The following is an 18386-nucleotide window of genomic DNA, read 5'->3' on the forward strand; positions in this document are numbered from 1 at the left end:
GGATTTCAGTCAGGTGGCGGAGCCCTCTCCCGCGGTGCAGAAGATTCTGATCGACGTCTATCGCAACGATCCGCTGGTCAGCGAAATCTGCGAAGCACTGGTGGATATCGACACATCACTGCAGCAGTGGCGTTACCGCCATGTGAAGATGGTGGAACGCACCATCGGCAGCAAGATGGGCACCGGCGGCTCCTCCGGCGTAGGTTACCTGCAGGGCACGCTGTTCCGGCCGGTATTCCCGGATCTCTGGGCTATCCGTTCAGAATTCTGATCGAGGGGGCCCACCAGCCCCTGCCGGCACTGCGGGCAAGAGCGGGTGACTTGAAGGGGAATTGCAGACACAAAAAAAGCCAGCGATCGCTGGCTTTTTTTGACTCGAGAAATACTTATTTCTCGAAAGGTACCAGAGACACCTGGATACCGGGACTCACTTCCTTGGCCGCATCGGCAATCTGGACGTAAGTGTCGGCGCTGGACTTGTTGTGCGCACGCACGATTACGATGGCCTGCGGGTTTTCCGCGTACAGCTGGGCGATACGAGCACGAACAGCACGGCTGTCAATACGGCTGGCACCCATCCAGATCTCGTCGTTGGCATTTACGGTCAGCAGGATGTTCTGCTTGTCCGGATCCGGCGGAGTCTGCTGGGTCTGATCCGGATCGGGTACGTTTACGTCCAACGCTTTCTCTTTAACAAAGGACGCCGTTACGATGAAAAAGATCAGCATGATAAACACGACGTCCAGCATAGGCGTCAGGTCAATATCTGCTTTTTCCTCTTCTACGGCCTTACCGCGTCGTCTACTCATAAAACACCGTACAGTTATCTAATGCGAATGTCGCCGGATTGACCGGTCTAATCAGGTGGGCAAGATTGCCGTGATTTTGCCAGCATTGCAAGTGCAACGTACCCAAACAAGAAAAAATGCTTAAATATCAATAAGTTACAACCGCAACAGGTCGGTCGCGCTCACTTTTTGAACAGACCTTCCGATTATCGGCCGGCCAGGTAGCCCTGGTAATCCGGCACCTCGCGCTCGAACGCGGATTCCATCAGCGCCGACTGCACCATCATGTCGGCACTGCTGGAATTACAGGCCACGGGGATGTTCCACACCGCCGCTATGCGCAGCAGGGCCTTCACATCAGGGTCGTGGGGCATGGGTTCAAAGGGGTCCCAGAAAAAGATCAGCAGGTCAATTTCACCCTGACAAATCTTCGCCCCCAGTTGCTGATCACCGCCCATTGGACCACTGAACAGTTTCTCCACCTGCAAACCGGTCGCGGCCTCGATCTTGCTACCGGTCGTGCCGGTGCCCAACAGCTGGTGCCTTTGCAACAGCTGCCGATGGCGACTGCACCACTCGATCAGTGCACCCTTGCGATTGTCGTGGGCGACCAGGGCCACGCGTTTCCTGGCGGGCAAAGGCTGTGAAATAAATTCCATCCTGTCCTCGATACAGTGACTTGCTTCTATATTACCGCGATGCGGCAGGGAGCCAACCCGACACGCTCCCAACGCCATATATTCTACCCACAGTCTCCGTCGCCGGCCTCCCCCGGGGAATTAGCGTCTCCCCCTGCCACATCGGCAGCGGACAGCTATAATGCGTCGCTATTCGCACCGGTTAAGGATGTTAAATAATGAGTGTCGGAGCCTGGGAGCCGGAAAACGGCCCACTAAAAGACAGTAGTAGCGATGAAATCAATCGCGAACAGCTAAAGCGACTGATTCTCGCCGTGCAGATGCCGCAACCTCTGCAGGAAGCGCTACATGAACCGGACAGACAGGCCTCTGGACTGATACGCCTGCCGGCACAGCTCTGGCTCGATGAGAGCCAACATTGGGACAGCGAGCAGCTGTGGTTCCTGATCCAGTTCTTTACCCTGGCGGAAATGCAGCTGCCCGGGTGGGATGCCGGTGCGGAATCGGCAGTAATTCCACTGGCTAAAGCCCTGCGGCAACGCAAGACACCGCTCAGCCGGGAACAGCTCCTGTGGATCAAACAGAACTCCAGCAACCGCTACCTTCCCTACGGACCGCTTTAATCCGCACGCCTGATGAGTGGCGGGCAGACAGATAGCCCGCCAGCCCCCTGCTTCCACTACTTTCAGTCGCCCCCCGACCAATGCACTCCCAAGGCCTGAAATCCGGCCGGAAGCCGCGAGTACTGTCCCAATAATTCTCCTAACGGAGGGGCACACCGATATCTGCAGGCCCAGTCGGTACAGTCGCGCAAGGAGAACGTGTGGAATCAGGAACAGTGGAAGAGCTGCAGGGTTTCCCCTTCACGGGTGCCCCCGCCCAACGGAAAAAGGCTGGGAGCAAACACCGGCTGTAGAACCTCCCAATGAGATCATTCGATCTGCAGACGACAAACTACACGGCGGCAAAGCGACGGGGCCTGAGCGCGACAAAACGCTATGCCAGCCCCCGCTAATAAAGGCAGCCATACAAAAGCTCAATCCTGCAACCTGAACAGCTGCCCCCGCAGCAGCCCTATATCGCCGGGGGTGCGATAGTTCCCGGGCAGATGTCGCCAAAGTACAAAGCCGTCGCGATCCAGCAACCACTGACTCGGCCGCGCCGCCCGCGATACGTGCGCACACAGAGCAAGGGGAGACCCACCGCTTGCGACAACAACGGGATTCTCTCCGCTCCCCGACGCAAGCTGCACAAACATCACCCCGGGCAAATCTTTCGTCCAGTGCGACCAGTTTCCAAGAGGCTCAGTACTGAATATCACCAGGCCAATCTGCCGCCGCTCTAACTCGGGCAGTAATTGGGCCAGGTCCAGCAGCTGCGCACGGCTATCCGCGCAAAAGCTACCGCGCAGAAAAACCAGCAATAAACCCTCGAAATCTCCCCGCCGACAAGCATCCGCAGAGTGCCAACTCTCTCCGTTGACCATCTTCATGGGCGGGAAGAGGCTGTCGACATCCGGTGAATCCGGGTGACGCAGGGCGCTGAGATGAAACAGGTAAATCAGCACGATAAAAAGATTATAAATTGCCAGGTAAACCGGCATCCCTTTTTCACTATCGCTAAGCAGCGCAACTGCCAACCCTGCCAAAACTGCCGCAAATGCGACAGGCTCGCGCTGATCACCTCGATATTTGTATGGCGAAAGGAAGCGCAGCAACATCCACAGCGGGAGCCCCCACGCATTAATCAAAAGCCCTATCCAGGCAATATTGCCAGTGTAAAGACATTGAAAAATTGCCCAAAAACCGCAGCTCCAGAGCCAGACAAACGCAATTACGGTAAAAAAAACCTTAAATTTATTCATTACAGAGTAAAAATGCCTTTAAAACACTTGCAAACAAGCATACAAATAAGCTGCAATTAGCGCGATGATTTCCGGGGGCTTCTCTGTCAATTATTTTCCGCGATAAATCTTTGTTTCGCACCACCCAAATCGGTGCGCTACAAGCGGAGAATAATTGGTAGAGGTGCCCCTTCATCTACAACAATACTTACTACAGGGATATTTTATGGCTGCACGTAAAAAGAGTACTGCAACAGTTAGCCCCATCGCCAAGATGGAAGCTGAACTGAGTGCACTGAAGTCCAAACTGGCACAAGCCCGCGCCAAACAGGAAAAAGACGCGGCTTCTACCGCCGACAAATTGGCCAAGGATGCCGCCAAGGCAGCTGCCAAGGCCAAAACCACATCCGCCAAGGTAAAAGCTGCACGCGCCAAGAAGAAATCCGCTGCGCAACAAAAGCAGTTGAAAGCAGCTCAGGCCGCGGCCGCTACCGCCAAGAAAGCTGCGGACAATGCCAAGGCAGCCGCTGCTGAGGCCAAGAGCCAGCTGGCTACCATCAAGGCTGAGAACAAGCTCATCACCCAGGTTGCCAAGGCTGTAGCCAAGGAAGAAGCTGCCGTAGCCAAGAAACTGGCCGCCGCTGCGAAGAAAGAAGCCGCTGCCGAGGCCAAGAAAGCAGCAGCCGCCGCCAAGAAAAAAGCCGCAGCAGACAAGAAGAAAGCTGCTGCAGCTAAGAAGAAGGCCGCCGCTGCTGCCAAGAAGAAGGCCGCTGCAGAGAAGAAGAAAGCCGCCGCTGCTGCCAAGAAGAAGGCCGCTGCAGAGAAGAAGAAAGCTGCCGCTGCCAAGGCCAAAGCCAAGGCCGCCGCTAAGAAAAAGCCCGGCCGCCCGAAAAAGGCCGCTGCCAAGAAGGCCGCTGGTCGCCCGAAGAAGGCTGCCGCCAAGGCTGGAGCAAAGAAAGCTCCGGGTCGCCCGAAAAAAGCTGCCGCCAAGACTGCAGCGAAGAAAAGCCCGGGTCGTCCGAAGAAGTCTGCCGCCGCGAAACGCGGTCCTGGCCGTCCGAAGAAGGCCAAGTAACAGCGCCTTCCAAAATGGGCGAATTCACATTCGCTGCCATACAAACCCCGGCCTTTGCCGGGGTTTGTCTTTTAAAGCACTGACTATTCGCTGTTCAGGCGCAGTCCCTCAATCTGATGATCGCGCCCCAATTCAAACACGCAGTCTGCGCGCGCCGGCATCTCGTCCAAGAGATTTCGGGTAATCCGCTCATAGTGCTGTACAAACCGCGCCAGCTCGTCATCACTCATGCCTCTGCCGCTGCGCGCACGCAGCTTCTGCTCTTGCAGTCTCCGCCACTCCAGCACGCACTCCATACTCGGCACCTTCAGCATCAGTAACAGGTCCAGCATGGCGAATAGCTCGCGATAGGGGCCGGCGAGCTGTGTGTTGACGTAGCTGCGCCAGATACCCGCGGCATCCTCCCGCCTCTCCAGCGCGTTAATCGCGGCTTCTGCGCCTTGCCAGGGCCTCGCTCCCACACACCAGCCCTCGAACAGCAGAATATCCACCCGCCCCCGGTGGATCGGCCAATCACAGCGCGGTGCACGGTCATCGATGGATTTGTCGAACTGCGGTATCGGCGTCTCGCTGTGGGCGTCCGCATTGCAGAGAGCAGCGATGGTATCCAGGCCCAGTTGCACATCGTGGGTACCGGGCACACCGCGGGTAATGAGCAGCGGGTGTACCGTCTTGGCCAGCCCCTGGCGCTCCGTCTTGGTGAGATAGATGTCATCGAGGGAGAAGCCGGCACAGCGCAAGTCCATCTGCGCCCACACCAGCTGCAGAAAATCCGTCAGCGTCGATTTACCGGATCCCTGACCGCCACATATGCCCACGACCAGCGTGCGCTCCGGGGAGCGCCTGTCTGCCAGCCAGACGGCCAGGGGTAAGTAGTACTGCTCGATCAGTCGATAAAAGGATTCCGGCAGCTGGTGCTCGGCGACAAATCGGTTAATTGGCGAGCGCAGCCGGTCCCGTAGCTCGGCTGCGCTTGTGTCGATAGATCCAGGCCAGATGTCTGCCATTGCTTCTGTTCTTCCCCCTGAGACTGAATCGGCCGGTGTCGGGACCGATTCGAATGTTTACTCAAATCTGCTCTGCAAAACCCGTGCGCGTTCTTTACTTAGCCCTCGCCCCACTGATTGCCACGAATTTGCGGCGGTAAGATGCCGCGCAGCAGTTCGCGCAGCCGCCCCGGCAGCACCAGCATCACCGGTGTCACTATCAGCGTGAGTAGCGTCGAGAAAGACAGTCCGTAAACAATCGCACTGGCGAGCTTGACCCAGAAGGACGCGATGACACCCGCGACTACGACATTGCGCCCCATCATATCCACACTCGCCCCCAGCGCCAGCGGCAACAGGCCGAGTATGGTTGTGGCCGTCGTCAGGAATACCGGCCGCAGTCGCTGGGCGGAGGCTTTCACCGCCGCTGCCGCCGGTGTCAGTTCCGGCTCGCTGTGGCGTACATAATTGTAGGTGTCGATCAGCACGATATTGTTGTTCACCACGATACCAGCCAGCGCCACAATGCCCACACCCGTCATAATGACGCTGAAGGTGCTCTGCGTCAGCAACAACCCGAGCATCACGCCAAGGGTGGACATCACTACGGACGACAGGATCAACAACGACTGGTAGAAGCTGTTGAACTGGGTCACCAGCAGGATAAACATCAGAAACAGCGATAACAGGAAAGCGACTCCCAGAAACGCCAGCGATTCGTTCTGCTCCTCGTCGGCGCCGCGGAACAGCAACTCCACACCGGGCGCCACCGGGTTATTCTCCAGCCACGCGCGAATCTCCCGCACCTTGTCGTCCGGCAACACCCCCTCTTCCGCGTCTGCCTTGACCTGCATACGGGTGATTCCGTCGATACGCTCGATCTTGTCCACCTTGGGCTTGGCCTCGGTGTGGACAAAACTGCTGATCGGCACCGCGCCGCGGGGCGTGTTGACCTTGAGCTGGTCCAGCGCGGTGATACCGCGGGCCCTCTCCGGATAGCGGATGCGGATATCCACCTCTTCGTCGCTGTCGTCCGGGCGGTATTCAGCCATGCGTACGCCATTGGTCACCAGCTGTACCGCGCGCCCCACTTCGGTGAGATCGGCACCGTAGAGGGCCGCCTTGGCCCGATCCACTTTTACCTCCCACTGGATACCCGGCAGCGGGGCCGTATTAACGATATCCCGCAATCCCCCGAACTCGTTTTCCAGGGCGCGATGCAGACGCCAGGTTTCCGCCAGCAGGGTACCGTAATCCTGTGCACGCAGTTCCAGCACGATATCCTTACCCACCGGCGGGCCGCCCTCGAACACATTGGCCGTCACCTTGATACCCGGAAAATCGCTCGTGCGCGCGCGGATATCGGCAAAAATATCGCGACTGCGCCGCTCGCGTTGCTCCGCCGGCTGCAGTTCAACCAGCATGTTGGCTATCTGGTCCGGAGCGCGATCACTGTTGCCGGAAAGGCCGCCGGAGCCGATTGCGGTATAGCCGACGCGTACCTCCGGCACCGCCAGCACGACCTTTTCCACCTGCGCCACCAGCACTTTTTTCTCCGCCACCGACAGATTGCCCTGCGCACGTATCTCCACATTGCCGTACTGTTCTTCGGTTTCGGTGAAAAACTCAACCCCGGCGCCAAAGCGGCCAAAGGCGAAAAAGATTCCGAACAGAACCAGCACAGTAGCGACGAAAGCGCTCAATGGCCGGCGCACCACTTTCTCGAGCATTCGCGCGTAGGTACCGGTTATACCGGCCAGCCCGGTTGGACGCCCCACTTCCAGTTGTTTCAGGTACTGCTGCGTGGCGAGATCGAGATTGCTCTTGCCGAAAAGCGAACCGATCACCGGAGCGAAAAACAACGCGTACAGCAGGGAGCCGGCGAGTACGGCGAATACGGTGACCGGCAGATAGCGCATGAACTCGCCCACCACACCGGGCCAGAACATGATGGGCAGAAAGGCCGCCAGCGTGGTACCGGTGGAGGCTACCACCGGCCAGAACATGCGCCTGACCGACAGCACATAGGCAACGCGAGCGGACATGCCCTCTGCCATTTTGCGGTCGGCATACTCTGTGATGACGATGGAGCCATCGATCAGCATACCCAGCGCCAGCAGCATGCCGAACATCACCATAAAGTTGAACGAATAGCCCAGATACCAGGTGATGATGGAGCCGAATAGCAGTGAAAACGGAATGCCGAGTCCCACCAGCATGCCAGAGCGGAAGCCCAGCGCTGCCACGACAATGATCATCACCAGCAGCATTGCAGTGAGGATATTGCCCTGCATCTCGCTGACCATGTCGCGGGCGAACTGCGACTGGTCAAAGACGAAATTGACCTCAACCCCGCGGGGCAGTGACTGTAGCTCGCCCTGCACCACCGCACGCACCGCATCCGCCACCTCTACCGAGCTGGCCTCACTGCGTTTTTCCACATTAATGGCGAGACCGGGGCGGCCATTGACACTGGTGTAGCTGGAGGCATCTTTGAAAGTGCGGCGAATATCGGTGACATCCCCGAGGGTAACCACCCCGTCAGCGGAATTTTTCAGTGGAATACCATAGACATCCTGGGCAGTCTCAATCAATCCCGGCACCTTGACCGAGAAACGGCCGCGATTGGTTTCCAGTTCGCCGGCCGGAATCAGCAGATTGTTGCCGAGCACCGCCGTGATCAGCTGACCGCTGGTAATCTGGAAGTGCTCCAGACGCACCGGGTCGATAGTGGCCTCGACGACCTCCTCGCGATTGCCGCGCAGATCCGCACTGAGCACATCGCCAATATTCTCGATCTTGCGTTTCAGGTGCTGGGCACTCTGCAGCAGTGCACGCTCCCCCACATTTTCGCCAGCGAGGGTGACAACAATGGACGGGAACGGCTGTGCGGAGGCCTCCTCGACCACGGGTTCCTCCGCATCCCGCGGCAGTTCTGCCTTGGCGCGGTCTACGGCGTTGCGAACCTCGTCCACCGCATCTTCTACGGCGATGGCGGAATCGAATTCGACCACCAGGTAAACCAGCGACTCCCGCGCCGTGGAAATCACTTCCTCCACGCCTTCCAGCGCGCGGATTTCCTGTTCCAGCGGCCGCACCAGCAATCGCACACCGTCTTCCGGAGAGATACCCTCGTGGGATACCTGCACTATCACAAAAGGTGGATTAACCTCCGGGCTGGATTCCACCGTCATGGCCGCGCGCGCCACCAGCCCCACGAATACGATCAACAACATCAGGCTGATGGTGCTGCGATAGCGGTCTATGGCGCTGTCCAGGAGTCTCATTGCACCTGCCCCTCGCTCGATGTCTCCGCTTTATTGGCGACGGGCACAACAGTGGCCGCCGGCGCTGCTGCGCGCTCAGCGGGTGCCGGCAGGTCGCTCTGCGACTCCAGTTCCACCTCTACTATCTCACCGGGAGTCACATATTCCTGGCCGACGGTGATCAGCGTCACTCGCTCCGGCAAGCCACTCACCCAGACGCCGGCATCGCCATCGCCGATCAACCGGACATTGGCAAAATGCACGCGGTTCTCCTCATCCAGAATACGCAGCCCGAGATCTCCGCGGTCGTCGAGTGTCAGTAGGGAGGAATTGATGCGATGGGCCATGATTTCACCGGTGGGCAGTGCCAGCCGGCCGCTAAGTCCACCGCGCAGTACCCCGGCCCCATTATCCACGGCGACTTCCACCCGATAGGCGCGGGTAATTTCGTGAGCCTGCTGGCTGATGTAACGCAGGCTCCCCTGGACCAGCTGCCCCTGCTGCAGTTGCGCACTGGCAGGTCCTCCTGGAATCAGGTTGCCGACCTGGGATTCGGAAACCTCCCCCACCACCAGGATCGGATTCAGCTCCAGCAGCGTGGCGCACTCCTCGCCGAGGCGAATATAGTCGCCCAGCTCCACCGCACGGCTGTTAACCACGCCGTCGAAAGGCGCGCGTATCCGCAGGTTTTCCACCGCCACTTCGGTGCGCCGGTAATCTGCGCGCGCATTCGCCAGGGCCACCTCCTGCTGAGCCATGGCCGATTCGGACTGCAGGCCCTTTTTCTGCAGCCGCCTGGCGCCCGCGTAATCCAGTTCCGCCTTGCGCAGCGCCGCCCGGGCGCGATCAAGCTGTTCGGGACGATCCTCGGGGTCAATCTCACAGATGACCTCGCCTTTTTTCACTGCGCGCCCCTCTGCCACTGGCAGGCCGATAATGGCCCCATCCAGTTCAGCCCGCAGCCGCACGCGCCGGTTTGCCTCTGTATGCCCGTTAACCAAAACCCGCGTAGCGTAGGGCTGCGCATCAACCCGTCGCGCCCGGACGCGAATGCCCTCGCCGGTGGCCGCCGCCGTGACCGAGGCGTCTCGCTCCGGGTCCGACGCATTCCCGGAAACAAGCAGCCCGCTCAGCAGCCAAAGCAGCGCCAGCACTGCAACGATAGTGGCGATGCGGTAATTGCGCTGGCGCCAGAAGGAGACAAGAAAGTTCATACCCAATAAACCTGTGCGGAGGGAATTCATTCGAACGGGGAATACCAAGCTGTTGCCGCAACCTCCGTATTCCGGCAGGGGAAAATTGTAGCCGCAGAGCAATTTTCACGCAGTGGCGTTTTCTGTCGAAATATGAAATTCGCAAGCGAAGCGCTGTCACTGTTCGGGGTTATACCGCCGCATTGCGACAAAAATACAACGCCTTAGCAGAGACGTATGATCAGGATGGAACCTGACGCAGGGTCAAGGTCAAGGTCAAGGTCAAGGTCAAGGTCAAGGAGAGAGTCTGCCGGGGAGAAACATCTTCCACCCCGGCAATACGCCAGAAAATATCAGGAGAGCATCGACTCGAGGAAGTCGGACATATCGGGCTCGTCATCCATCAGTTCGCCAGAGCCGAACTCTGCATTCCAATCCAGCAGAATCCGGGCCAGAGCCCGCGCCTGGTCAGCCAGAGCCAACAACTCCTCCCGGCAATTTTTCGGCCCCGTATACAATTTGAGCTTGCGGTGACTATCGGCCAGCTGGTGACCGGGATATTTGGACCGGTAAACTTCCAGTTTCCAGCGCAGCGAATGCACCATGTTGCGGTAAAACACCAACTTGGTCGGCAGCTGTAACAAAGAAAAATCGTCCAGGTCGCCGAACAATGTACAGTCCAGCCCCAAAACCTGGATATCACGACTGGTGGGCGCCGCAACTATGGTTGCACTACGCGGTTCCGCCAGCAGCATCGACAAATCACCGAAGACTTCGCCGGGCCGGATAATCGCCAGCGGGCGCTCACCGGAACTGTGCGCGCCCCCCTCGGCGCTGTCGACATGTACATGCAACTCCCCACGCAACAGGAAATAGACCCACTGATCCACATCGCCCGCACGCAACAACTGCTCACCCGGTTGCAGGCCGACCAGACGTGAACGTTTCAGTAAAACATCATATTGCCACTCACTGGTGGCACGAATGTCACGAAACAAATGAATGACGTTGAGCAGGCGATCCACGGCATCCCGCGGATAATCACTGAGTGGCTTTATATCCATTCGCTACTTAAAAATTAGTGAAATTATCTCTACTCCGGGCGGAACCGCTGCCGAAGCAATTTAAAAAGAAGATATTTAAACAATACCAATCTACCGCATTCTATCGGTAGAGTGATCACTATCTTCCCCGAGATTTCCCGAAATTGGAAAAACGAGACATTCTACGTGTTTCAGGGTTGAACTCCATTGCAGTTGCAGTAGAGTTAGGCACAGTTCAGGTTACTTTGGGCGGTAGTGCCAGGCAGGCAGTGCACTTTTTAACCTGACGGGCGCGCCTCGGGGGAGGGGGTGCCACAACTCTTATCCGCCGGATTCTTCCCATCCGGAAATAAAGACACCGCAAAACAATGAAACCGATAAAAATCGTCATCGCACTTCTGGCGTTTGCGACAGCCTTATCCGCACAAGCTGCACCACTGCTGAACGGACTCGCGCTGGAGCAGCAATTCAATAAAGACCGCTATATCGCCGCGGTATATTCGGACACTCTCGGCAGCAGCGCCAGCGTACTGCTCGACAACAACACAACGCGCCGCCTGGAAGTGCGCGTGGTCGCCGACAGCCTGTCGGCACGACGCTTCCGCAATCAGTGGATGGAAGGTATTGCCATCAACAACCCCGGCGACACCCTGAGCGGTCAGGCCGACAACATGGTGACCTTCGCCAACCTGTTCAAGGGTCGTTTTGTTAAGGGCGATCAACTGGCGATCGACTTCGATGGAAATTCGGGTGTCACCACAGTTACCCTGAATGGCGTTACCCTCGGCAATATCCGTAATCGCGACTTCTTTAATACCCTGCTGCGTGCCTGGATCGGCCCAGTACCGCCCTCAAGTGATTTCCGCGATGGCCTGCTGGTGGCCGGCCAGGTGTCTGCAGGCCTGCGTGCCACCTATGAACTGCTCGAACCCAGCAGCGCACGCATTGCCCAACTGACCAGCGAAGTTGCGGAGGCGGGAGAAGAGCCTGCGGCAGAGCCGGAAGTCGCCGCCGCGGAACCGGTTGCGGCGAAGCCCCAGCCCACCAAACCGAAGCTGGCCGCCGATATTCCGCCGCCCACCCTAGCGGCCATCGGCAACAAGCCCAACGCTGCCGCCAATGCTGCTGCATCACCCGCCCAACCGAAGCCGCAACCGGCTAAAGTTGCAACGAAGCCGAGTGCACCACAGCAAATGGCCGACGACGAAGACGAAGACGAAGGCCCGCTGACCGCAGATTTGATCCTGGCTCGCCAGATCTACCACTCCATGCTGCTGCGCCATACGTTCAAATATATCCGCTACCCGAAACGCGCCCAGGAGCGGGGCCAGGAAGGCAGCGTACGCATGAACGTGACCATCGACTCCAAAGGCCAGGTCAAGGATGTGCAGACTCTGCAGGAATCCCGCTACGCGACGCTCAACCGCGAGGCCCGCGAAGCGGTCGAGCGCGCCGGCCCCTACCCCGCCGCGCCGCCGCAACTGGCCCGGGACAACTACCGCTTCTCAGTGCCGATCACCTTCCGCCTACCGGACTGATCGGCCCCTGAGCACCAACCAAGCCTCGCAATCGCGGGGCTTTTTTGTGTGGACGCTAGCGTACTTTTCCATTTCGTCCCTGCTAACCAACCACTGTCGCTCTAACATTCACCCTTCGCTCAACAAGAGTGAACGCAGCGATATTGCGCCAACCGGCCGGAACTTCCCTATCCCGCCTATTCACTTTCCAGGCACATCGAGCCTGCCAGCCACGCCTCTAGCTCCATCGCCTTCGCTCTTATCGGGAATTCTTAGACTCCGCAAAAAAAAGCCCCCTGGTCCGAAAACCAGGGGGCAAGATACATCCGTATGGAGAGTTTTTATTATTTTCCAGCGACCAAGCTTAGAACTTGTAGTTAACGCCAGCCGATACGTAGCGACCAAGAATGTCGTAGTAACCGAGAGCGGCAAAGGAGTTCACACCTTCCGGCGGTTCCACGTCGAACACATTGCGCACTGACAGTCGAGCGCTCAGGTTGTCAGAGAACTGATAACCCACATGAGCGTTGTTCAGCCAATACTCCGGGATAACCCGGATGTCGCGAGACTCGGCGGTATCATCGTTGTCCACGTTGGCCTCGCCGATGTACTGCGTGTTCCAGCCGGCGGTCAGGTTATCCAGGGTGTAATTCACGCGGAAGCCGGCCTTCAGCTCAGAGAAACCGTGCTCGCCCTTGTCAACTTCCAGATCCGCACCGGTTACGGAGAATTGCTGCTCCTTGATATGGAAGACATTCGCACCCACGTCGAAAGAGCCCGGGACACCCCAGCTGTTCATATCAAAGCTGTAACTCAACTCGGACTGAACGCCGCGGAAGTTGTAGAAGCCGGCGTTGCGGAAGCCAGTAGTGAAGTCGACGATCTGGAAGTTGGAATCCCGCACGAAGTCTCCACAGGCCACGTTGCCCTGTTCTCCGTCGTAGCAGGCCTCCATCAAGGTGGTAAGAGAGAAGTTCTGAATAGCATCCTGGATATCGATGTTAATCCAGTCCACCGTCATCTCCAGCCCTTCGGCGAAGCCCGGTGCCCACACGAAGCCCCAGGTGGAGGACTCTGCACGCTCGTTGACGAGGTCCGGGTTCCCGCCCACCTGGCCAACCGCTGTGGCGTTTACAACGGTGGACTGGAAGGCTCCGGAATCATAGGCGACGCCAGCCGCCGCGGCCTCGGCCTGACAGTTGGCCAGACGCTGTGCCGGGTTTTCGCCCTGGCCGACAAAGCGCGTGTCACAGGGGTCATTGGCGAACGAGAAGGTCTCGGACAGCGGCAGGAAGGCCTCGGTTACCGCCGGTGAGCGGATGGCCTCGGTGACATTTCCGCGCAGGGTCAGAGAACCCATGACCGGCAGATCCAGCATGATGCGGGTGCCGACGCTCCAGGTGTCGTCCGCACCGGCCTGCGAGTGGTCTACGTTACGCCAGGAACCCTCGAGTTCCATGCCCTCGACCATTGGAATCCAGTCACTGCCGATCACCGGAATCAGCGTCTCGGCGTAGAACTCCTTGGTATCGAAGCCACCGGATAGTGGCGACAGCGCAGCGCTGCGGCCGAGGCCCTGGGCCATAAAGTCATCCGGTTTGAAGGAAGAGAACTCGTCGCGCATCTCGTAGCCGAATGCGACCGCCAGCGGACCCGCCGGCAGGTTCATCACTTCGCCGCCCATATTGAAGCTGATGACTTCTTGTTCCAGTTCGCCATAGGTGAAGCCTGGAGTGGTCACGTAATCGATAGCCGCTTGATCGGTGACTATGCCCATGATGTTGAGCGGCACACAGTCTGGATCGGCGGAAACACAGACGATATTACCGTTGGCATCTGTGGTGACATCAATGGCCTTCTCGTAGTTTTCTTGTACCAGCTGTGTGCGGAAAGACGTGGATTCGGTCTTACCCTTGTTATAGGAGAAGTCCCAATTCCAGTCGCGCCCCATCAGGTCGAAATCGCCCTTAACGCCCAGCACATAGCGGAACATCTCGTTCTCGCCGCCGGTGGCTCCACTCTGTGCGAGATCGTCCATGCCCTTTCTGCAGGTAGAAAGTGCCACCCGCCGGCACGCCGTTGGCCATCAGCAACTGGCGGTCGGCATCGTTCAGATAGGGGTTGTCGATAGAAAGGGGCAGCGCCGCCGAATCACCGCCGAATAGGCCGGACTGATAGAAGGGTTGCGCATTCGGATCTGAAGACTCCGCCGTATAGAAATTGACTTCCGCGTAGGCGGTAATCTGATCGGTCAGATCGAAGTGACCCATGGTATTGAACAGGTTGCGTTCGATCGGCGCGCGGATGGAATCGTAATCCTGCAACAACAGGCCGTCACCGCCCTCAAATGTGATCGCGTTGCCGGTTGGCTGGCCAATTTCGATCTGCGTCAGATGCCCATCGCGGCCGAAGCCGATCGGATTGCCATCGCCATCCACCATGTAGAGACCGAACGCATACAATGGCGCGCCACCGAGCGGAGTAGCATTACTGGCTGTAGGAATACCTTCTTGAGTCAACACGGCGATGGAACGGCCTTTGCCAAAGTAACGGTCGACGATGCCATCGTCCGCACCGGTGTTATCCGGATTATCGAAGAAATAGTAATAGTCGCGACCAAACGGGCGATCGTTCATCAGCACCGCGTCGGTCTTGTTGTATTCGTAACTGGCCACGACGTTACCGCGGCCGTCGGCAAAGTTCTGGCCGAAGGTTACGGAAGCTTTGTGATCGCCGGCGTCGTTCTCACCCTCGGCAAAACCACTGGAAAAATCGGTTTCAATACCTTCGAAGTCATCCTTGAGGATGACGTTGATGGTGCCGGCAATGGCGTCGGAACCGTAGATCGGTGCACCACCGATGGAAACCACCTCGACGCGGTCGATCAGCGCCGTGGGCAGGGAGTTCAGGTCCACCTGCAGACCGCCGGTCGCGCCGAAGGCCGAGGGCGCGTTGGAGGAAACGACGCGCCGACCGTTAACCAGCGTCAGGGTGCGCTGTGAACCCAAACCGTAGAAATCCGCATAGCTCTGACCCACATTGTTCGGATCCGACTCGGACAGGCTGGTGCCGGACGGAATCATGGTCGGCAAACTGTTCAGCGCGTCGGCGACATTGGTAAAGCCGTTCTGGTCAAAGAAGTCCTTATCCACTGCTGTGGCAGGCTGCATGGTGTCAAAACCAGCGCGCGGAATGCGGGAGCCAGTTACGTACACCTCTTCCAGCTGGACGGCCTTCTTCTCGGCATCGGTATCCTGCGCAAAGGCGGGCATGACCGGAACCATCAGCGCTGCGGCGGAAAGTCCCAATGCCCCCTTAACCGCCACAGATAGGAGGTTCTTTTTCATGTTGGATCCTCATTTTTATAATTAGATTTATACGTTGTGATCACAAATGGCCATTTATCCCGATAAACTGCATGGAAACGGTCATTTCATCCCAACATAATCTTTAACGCAGGATAAATTGACCCCCTCAAATAAATGACTGACCATTCCATCCCAGGCAGTCGAAAAACCGATTTTTTTCCATTAATTGGAAGGTCAAAAAAGGACACGCACAAAAACCATACAAATCACTAAATTTGGAACAAACTGCCCAACAAAACGCGGTATCAGTGATAGGGGTTACTATTTTGTTTGCCTCTGGGCCTTATACGCACAATGCGACGACCACATAGATACTTTTGGTCACAAAATCAACGGCGTATCGATACCGCAAGTGCTTGCGCTCTCCAAGCAGAAATTTATTCAGCCCCAGGCAGCATTCTTGTTTCTGAAAAGCCAGCGCCCCGCATCCACCGCCGTGAGCCCACACCTAATCGCAGTCAGGTTGCCCCATCCTGCTGCAACGGCTTACTATCGAGGCGGAATAATCAGCCCAACAAAGGCCAATAATGAACAAACTACTCCTATCTCTCGCCATCGCCGGCATCGTCGCCGGCTGCTCCAAATCCGAAGCCCCTCAATCCCAGCAGAGCGCCAGCGACTCCGCTAAGAGCGCCGCTGTACAGCAGGTGGAACTCGGTTCCGGTATCGAACTCGGGGCGATGGACACCAGCGTTCGTCCGCAAGATGACTTCTTCGCCTACGTCAATGGCACCTGGATGAAGAACACCGAAATCCCCGCGGACAAGTCCCGCTGGGGCGGCTTCACCATCCTGCGCGACAAGAGCACCGAGCAGGTCAAGGCCCTGATTATGGAAGCCGGCGAAAATGCCAGCAGCGCCGGCGCCAAGCAGATCGGCGACCTGTACAACAGCTTCATGAACGAGAAGCTGATCGAAGAGAAAGGCCTGGCTGCACTCAATAGCGAACTGGCCAAAGTGGATGCGATCAAAACCCGTACCGACCTGACCGACTACTTCGCCTACGCCGATACCGCTGGCTTCGATGCACCCTTCGGCGCTTTCATTTACCAGGACATGAAAGATGTGGAGAACTACATCGCCTTCATGTGGCAGGCCGGTCTCGGCCTCCCGGATCGCGACTATTACTTCGACGATTCCGAGAAGGGCCAGAAGCTGCAACAGGCCTACATGGATTACCTGGTCAAGGTACAGCAGCTGGCCGGTCTGGAAGAGGCAGAAGCCTATGCGGACAAAATTTACGCGCTGGAAAAAAGCCTGGCTGAGCATCACCGCAGCCGCGTGGACAACCGCGATCCGGACAAATACTTCAACAAGAAATCCGTGGAAGAACTGGCCGAGCTGATGCCGGCGGTGAGTTGGGACAGCTACCTGCCCAAGGCCATGCTGGACAAAGCCGACAACGTAGTGGTTGGCCAGCCCGAATACCTCCAGGCAGCCAACGACATTGTCGCCGATACCGAAATGGACACCTGGCAACGCTACTTGAAAATCAAAGTGCTGAGCGCCATGGCGCCCTATATGCACAGCGACCTGGCCCAGGCCCATTTTGATTTTTACAGCACCGCGGTGCGCGGCGTCGAACAGATGGAACCGCGCTGGAAGCGCGCTGTACAGTTCGTCAACGGTTCTGTCGGCGAGCTGGTGGGCAAGCGCTATGTTGAAAAACACTTCCCACCGCAAGCCAAGGCACGCATGGTGCACCTGGTGGACAACCTGAAGGCGGCCTACCGCGAATCTATCGAATCCCTGGAGTGGATGGGCGAAGAGACTCGCAAGCAGGCACTGGACAAGCTGGCCAACTTCACCACCAAAATCGGTTACCCGGACAAGTGGCGCGACTACAGCGACCTGCAGGTGAGCGCCGACGACCTGGTGGGCAACGTATTGGCAGCCAACCTGTTTGAGGCCAGCTACGAGCGCGGCAAGCTGGGTCAACCGCTCGACCGCAGCGAATGGGGCATGTCACCGCAAACAGTGAATGCCTACTACAACCCGGCGATGAATGAGATCGTATTCCCCGCCGCCATTCTGCAGCCGCCCTTCTTCAACATGCAGGCTGATGATGCTGTGAATTACGGTGGTATCGGCGGTGTAATCGGCCACGAAATCGGTCACGGCTTCGACGACAAGGGCAGCAAGTTCGACGGCAAGGGCTACCTGAACAACTGGTGGACCGACTCCGACCGCAGCAACTTCGAGCAGCTCACCGGCAAGCTGGTGGCCCAGTACAACGGCTACGAACCCATCGACGGCGAGCACGTCAACGGCGAGCTGACCCTGGGTGAAAACATTGGTGACCTGTCCGGTCTCGGCATCGCCTACAAGGCCTACAAGATGTCCCTGAACGGCCAGGAAGCGCCGATCATCGACGGCTTCACCGGCGACCAGCGCCTGTTTATGGGCTGGGCCCAGGTATGGCGCAGCAAGATCCGCGACGAAGCCCTCAGTGAGCGCCTGAAAACAGATCCGCACTCCCCGGCCGAGTATCGTGTGAAAGGTGTACTGCCGAACCTCTCCGCGTTCTACACCGCTTTCGAAGTCAAGGAAGGCGACGGCATGTACCTGCCGGAGGAAGAGCGCGTGGTGATCTGGTAAGCCCGATCATTCATCTGCACGCCGAAAGCCCCGCATTGCGGGGCTTTTTTGTATCCGTGAAACCAGACTGCC

14 protein-coding genes are annotated in these 18386 nt (G+C 57.9%); 5 read left to right on the forward strand and 9 right to left on the reverse strand.

Annotated elements, in window-relative coordinates:
- Positions 1 to 34: 34 nt before the first annotated feature.
- Positions 35 to 271 (forward strand): tryptophan 2,3-dioxygenase family protein, encoded by a 237-nt coding sequence (locus tag BUC36_RS19310; protein WP_268778222.1) that lies wholly within the window; start codon positions 35 to 37, stop codon positions 269 to 271.
- A gap of 115 nt (positions 272 to 386) precedes the next feature.
- On the opposite strand, the gene BUC36_RS11955 is transcribed toward BUC36_RS19310, so the two are convergent.
- Together BUC36_RS11955 and BUC36_RS11960 are read right to left on the reverse strand one after the other, a co-directional pair.
- Positions 387 to 809, reverse strand: a complete 423-nt coding sequence (locus BUC36_RS11955; protein WP_073275404.1) for an ExbD/TolR family protein — start codon at positions 807 to 809, stop codon at positions 387 to 389.
- 185 nt (positions 810 to 994) lie between these two features.
- Positions 995 to 1447: a methylglyoxal synthase gene (locus BUC36_RS11960; RefSeq protein WP_073275406.1), complete on the reverse strand. Its 453-nt coding sequence runs from the start codon at positions 1445 to 1447 to the stop codon at positions 995 to 997.
- Between the two features lie 197 nt (positions 1448 to 1644).
- Here BUC36_RS11960 and BUC36_RS11965 point away from each other — a divergent pair, with 197 nt between their 5' ends.
- Positions 1645 to 2049 (forward strand): hypothetical protein, encoded by a 405-nt coding sequence (locus tag BUC36_RS11965; protein ID WP_073275408.1) that lies wholly within the window; start codon positions 1645 to 1647, stop codon positions 2047 to 2049.
- A gap of 413 nt (positions 2050 to 2462) precedes the next feature.
- Here BUC36_RS11965 and BUC36_RS11970 read toward each other — a convergent pair whose 3' ends face one another.
- Positions 2463 to 3290 carry a hypothetical protein gene (locus tag BUC36_RS11970; protein WP_073275410.1) on the reverse strand — a complete coding sequence of 276 codons (828 nt, stop codon included), beginning with the start codon at positions 3288 to 3290 and terminating at the stop codon, positions 2463 to 2465.
- A 154-nt stretch (positions 3291 to 3444) separates the two neighbouring features.
- Between BUC36_RS11970 and BUC36_RS11975 the strand changes: the two genes are divergently transcribed.
- Positions 3445 to 4344 carry a hypothetical protein gene (locus BUC36_RS11975; protein ID WP_200797262.1) on the forward strand — a complete coding sequence of 300 codons (900 nt, stop codon included), beginning with the start codon at positions 3445 to 3447 and terminating at the stop codon, positions 4342 to 4344.
- Between the two features lie 83 nt (positions 4345 to 4427).
- Here the strand turns inward: BUC36_RS11975 and BUC36_RS11980 are convergent, their stop codons facing one another.
- The 4 genes from BUC36_RS11980 to BUC36_RS11995 form a co-directional block, all read right to left on the reverse strand.
- Positions 4428 to 5351 carry a hypothetical protein gene (locus BUC36_RS11980; protein ID WP_073275414.1) on the reverse strand — a complete coding sequence of 308 codons (924 nt, stop codon included), beginning with the start codon at positions 5349 to 5351 and terminating at the stop codon, positions 4428 to 4430.
- Between the two features lie 98 nt (positions 5352 to 5449).
- Positions 5450 to 8617, reverse strand: a complete 3168-nt coding sequence (locus tag BUC36_RS11985; RefSeq protein ID WP_073275416.1) for an efflux RND transporter permease subunit — start codon at positions 8615 to 8617, stop codon at positions 5450 to 5452.
- Positions 8614 to 9810, reverse strand: a complete 1197-nt coding sequence (locus BUC36_RS11990) for an efflux RND transporter periplasmic adaptor subunit (protein ID WP_073275418.1) — start codon at positions 9808 to 9810, stop codon at positions 8614 to 8616. The genes BUC36_RS11985 and BUC36_RS11990 overlap by 4 nt, the downstream gene beginning before the upstream one ends.
- A 332-nt stretch (positions 9811 to 10142) precedes the next feature.
- Entirely contained in the window at positions 10143 to 10814 is a 672-nt protein-coding gene (locus BUC36_RS11995) for a Crp/Fnr family transcriptional regulator (RefSeq protein WP_234994979.1), read from the reverse strand.
- A 386-nt stretch (positions 10815 to 11200) separates the two neighbouring features.
- Here BUC36_RS11995 and BUC36_RS12000 point away from each other — a divergent pair, with 386 nt between their 5' ends.
- Positions 11201 to 12370 carry a TonB family protein gene (locus tag BUC36_RS12000; RefSeq protein ID WP_073275422.1) on the forward strand — a complete coding sequence of 390 codons (1170 nt, stop codon included), beginning with the start codon at positions 11201 to 11203 and terminating at the stop codon, positions 12368 to 12370.
- 343 nt (positions 12371 to 12713) lie between these two features.
- Here the strand turns inward: BUC36_RS12000 and BUC36_RS12005 are convergent, their stop codons facing one another.
- On the reverse strand, positions 12714 to 14387 hold the full coding sequence (locus BUC36_RS12005; protein WP_073275424.1) for a TonB-dependent receptor domain-containing protein: 1674 nt from the start codon (positions 14385 to 14387) through the stop codon (positions 12714 to 12716).
- A complete protein-coding gene (locus BUC36_RS12010; protein WP_084535952.1) occupies positions 14317 to 15696 on the reverse strand; it encodes a TonB-dependent receptor plug domain-containing protein in 1380 nt (459 codons plus the stop codon). The genes BUC36_RS12005 and BUC36_RS12010 overlap by 71 nt, the downstream gene beginning before the upstream one ends.
- Before the next feature lie 548 nt (positions 15697 to 16244).
- On the opposite strand from BUC36_RS12010, the gene BUC36_RS12015 reads away from it, so the two are divergent.
- Positions 16245 to 18314 (forward strand): M13 family metallopeptidase, encoded by a 2070-nt coding sequence (locus tag BUC36_RS12015; protein ID WP_073275428.1) that lies wholly within the window; start codon positions 16245 to 16247, stop codon positions 18312 to 18314.
- The last annotated feature ends 72 nt before the right edge of the window (positions 18315 to 18386 follow it).

This window comes from Microbulbifer donghaiensis, from assembly GCF_900129095.1.
Lineage (GTDB): Bacteria > Pseudomonadota > Gammaproteobacteria > Pseudomonadales > Cellvibrionaceae > Microbulbifer > Microbulbifer donghaiensis.

What these genes read in the sequence shown, in the direction of transcription:
- BUC36_RS11960 (WP_073275406.1), bottom strand. Translation starts at nt 1,447, where the DNA reads ATGGAATTTATTTCACAGCCTTTGCCCGCCAGGAAACGCGTGGCCCTG.
- BUC36_RS11970 (WP_073275410.1), bottom strand. Translation starts at nt 3,290, where the DNA reads ATGAATAAATTTAAGGTTTTTTTTACCGTAATTGCGTTTGTCTGGCTC.
- BUC36_RS11965 (WP_073275408.1), top strand. Translation starts at nt 1,645, where the DNA reads ATGAGTGTCGGAGCCTGGGAGCCGGAAAACGGCCCACTAAAAGACAGT.
- BUC36_RS12010 (WP_084535952.1), bottom strand. Translation starts at nt 15,696, where the DNA reads ATGAAAAAGAACCTCCTATCTGTGGCGGTTAAGGGGGCATTGGGACTT.
- BUC36_RS11990 (WP_073275418.1), bottom strand. Translation starts at nt 9,810, where the DNA reads ATGAACTTTCTTGTCTCCTTCTGGCGCCAGCGCAATTACCGCATCGCC.
- BUC36_RS12015 (WP_073275428.1), top strand. Translation starts at nt 16,245, where the DNA reads ATGAACAAACTACTCCTATCTCTCGCCATCGCCGGCATCGTCGCCGGC.
- BUC36_RS12000 (WP_073275422.1), top strand. Translation starts at nt 11,201, where the DNA reads ATGAAACCGATAAAAATCGTCATCGCACTTCTGGCGTTTGCGACAGCC.
- BUC36_RS11955 (WP_073275404.1), bottom strand. Translation starts at nt 809, where the DNA reads ATGAGTAGACGACGCGGTAAGGCCGTAGAAGAGGAAAAAGCAGATATT.
- BUC36_RS12005 (WP_073275424.1), bottom strand. Translation starts at nt 14,387, where the DNA reads ATGGACGATCTCGCACAGAGTGGAGCCACCGGCGGCGAGAACGAGATG.
- BUC36_RS11980 (WP_073275414.1), bottom strand. Translation starts at nt 5,351, where the DNA reads ATGGCAGACATCTGGCCTGGATCTATCGACACAAGCGCAGCCGAGCTA.
- BUC36_RS11985 (WP_073275416.1), bottom strand. Translation starts at nt 8,617, where the DNA reads ATGAGACTCCTGGACAGCGCCATAGACCGCTATCGCAGCACCATCAGC.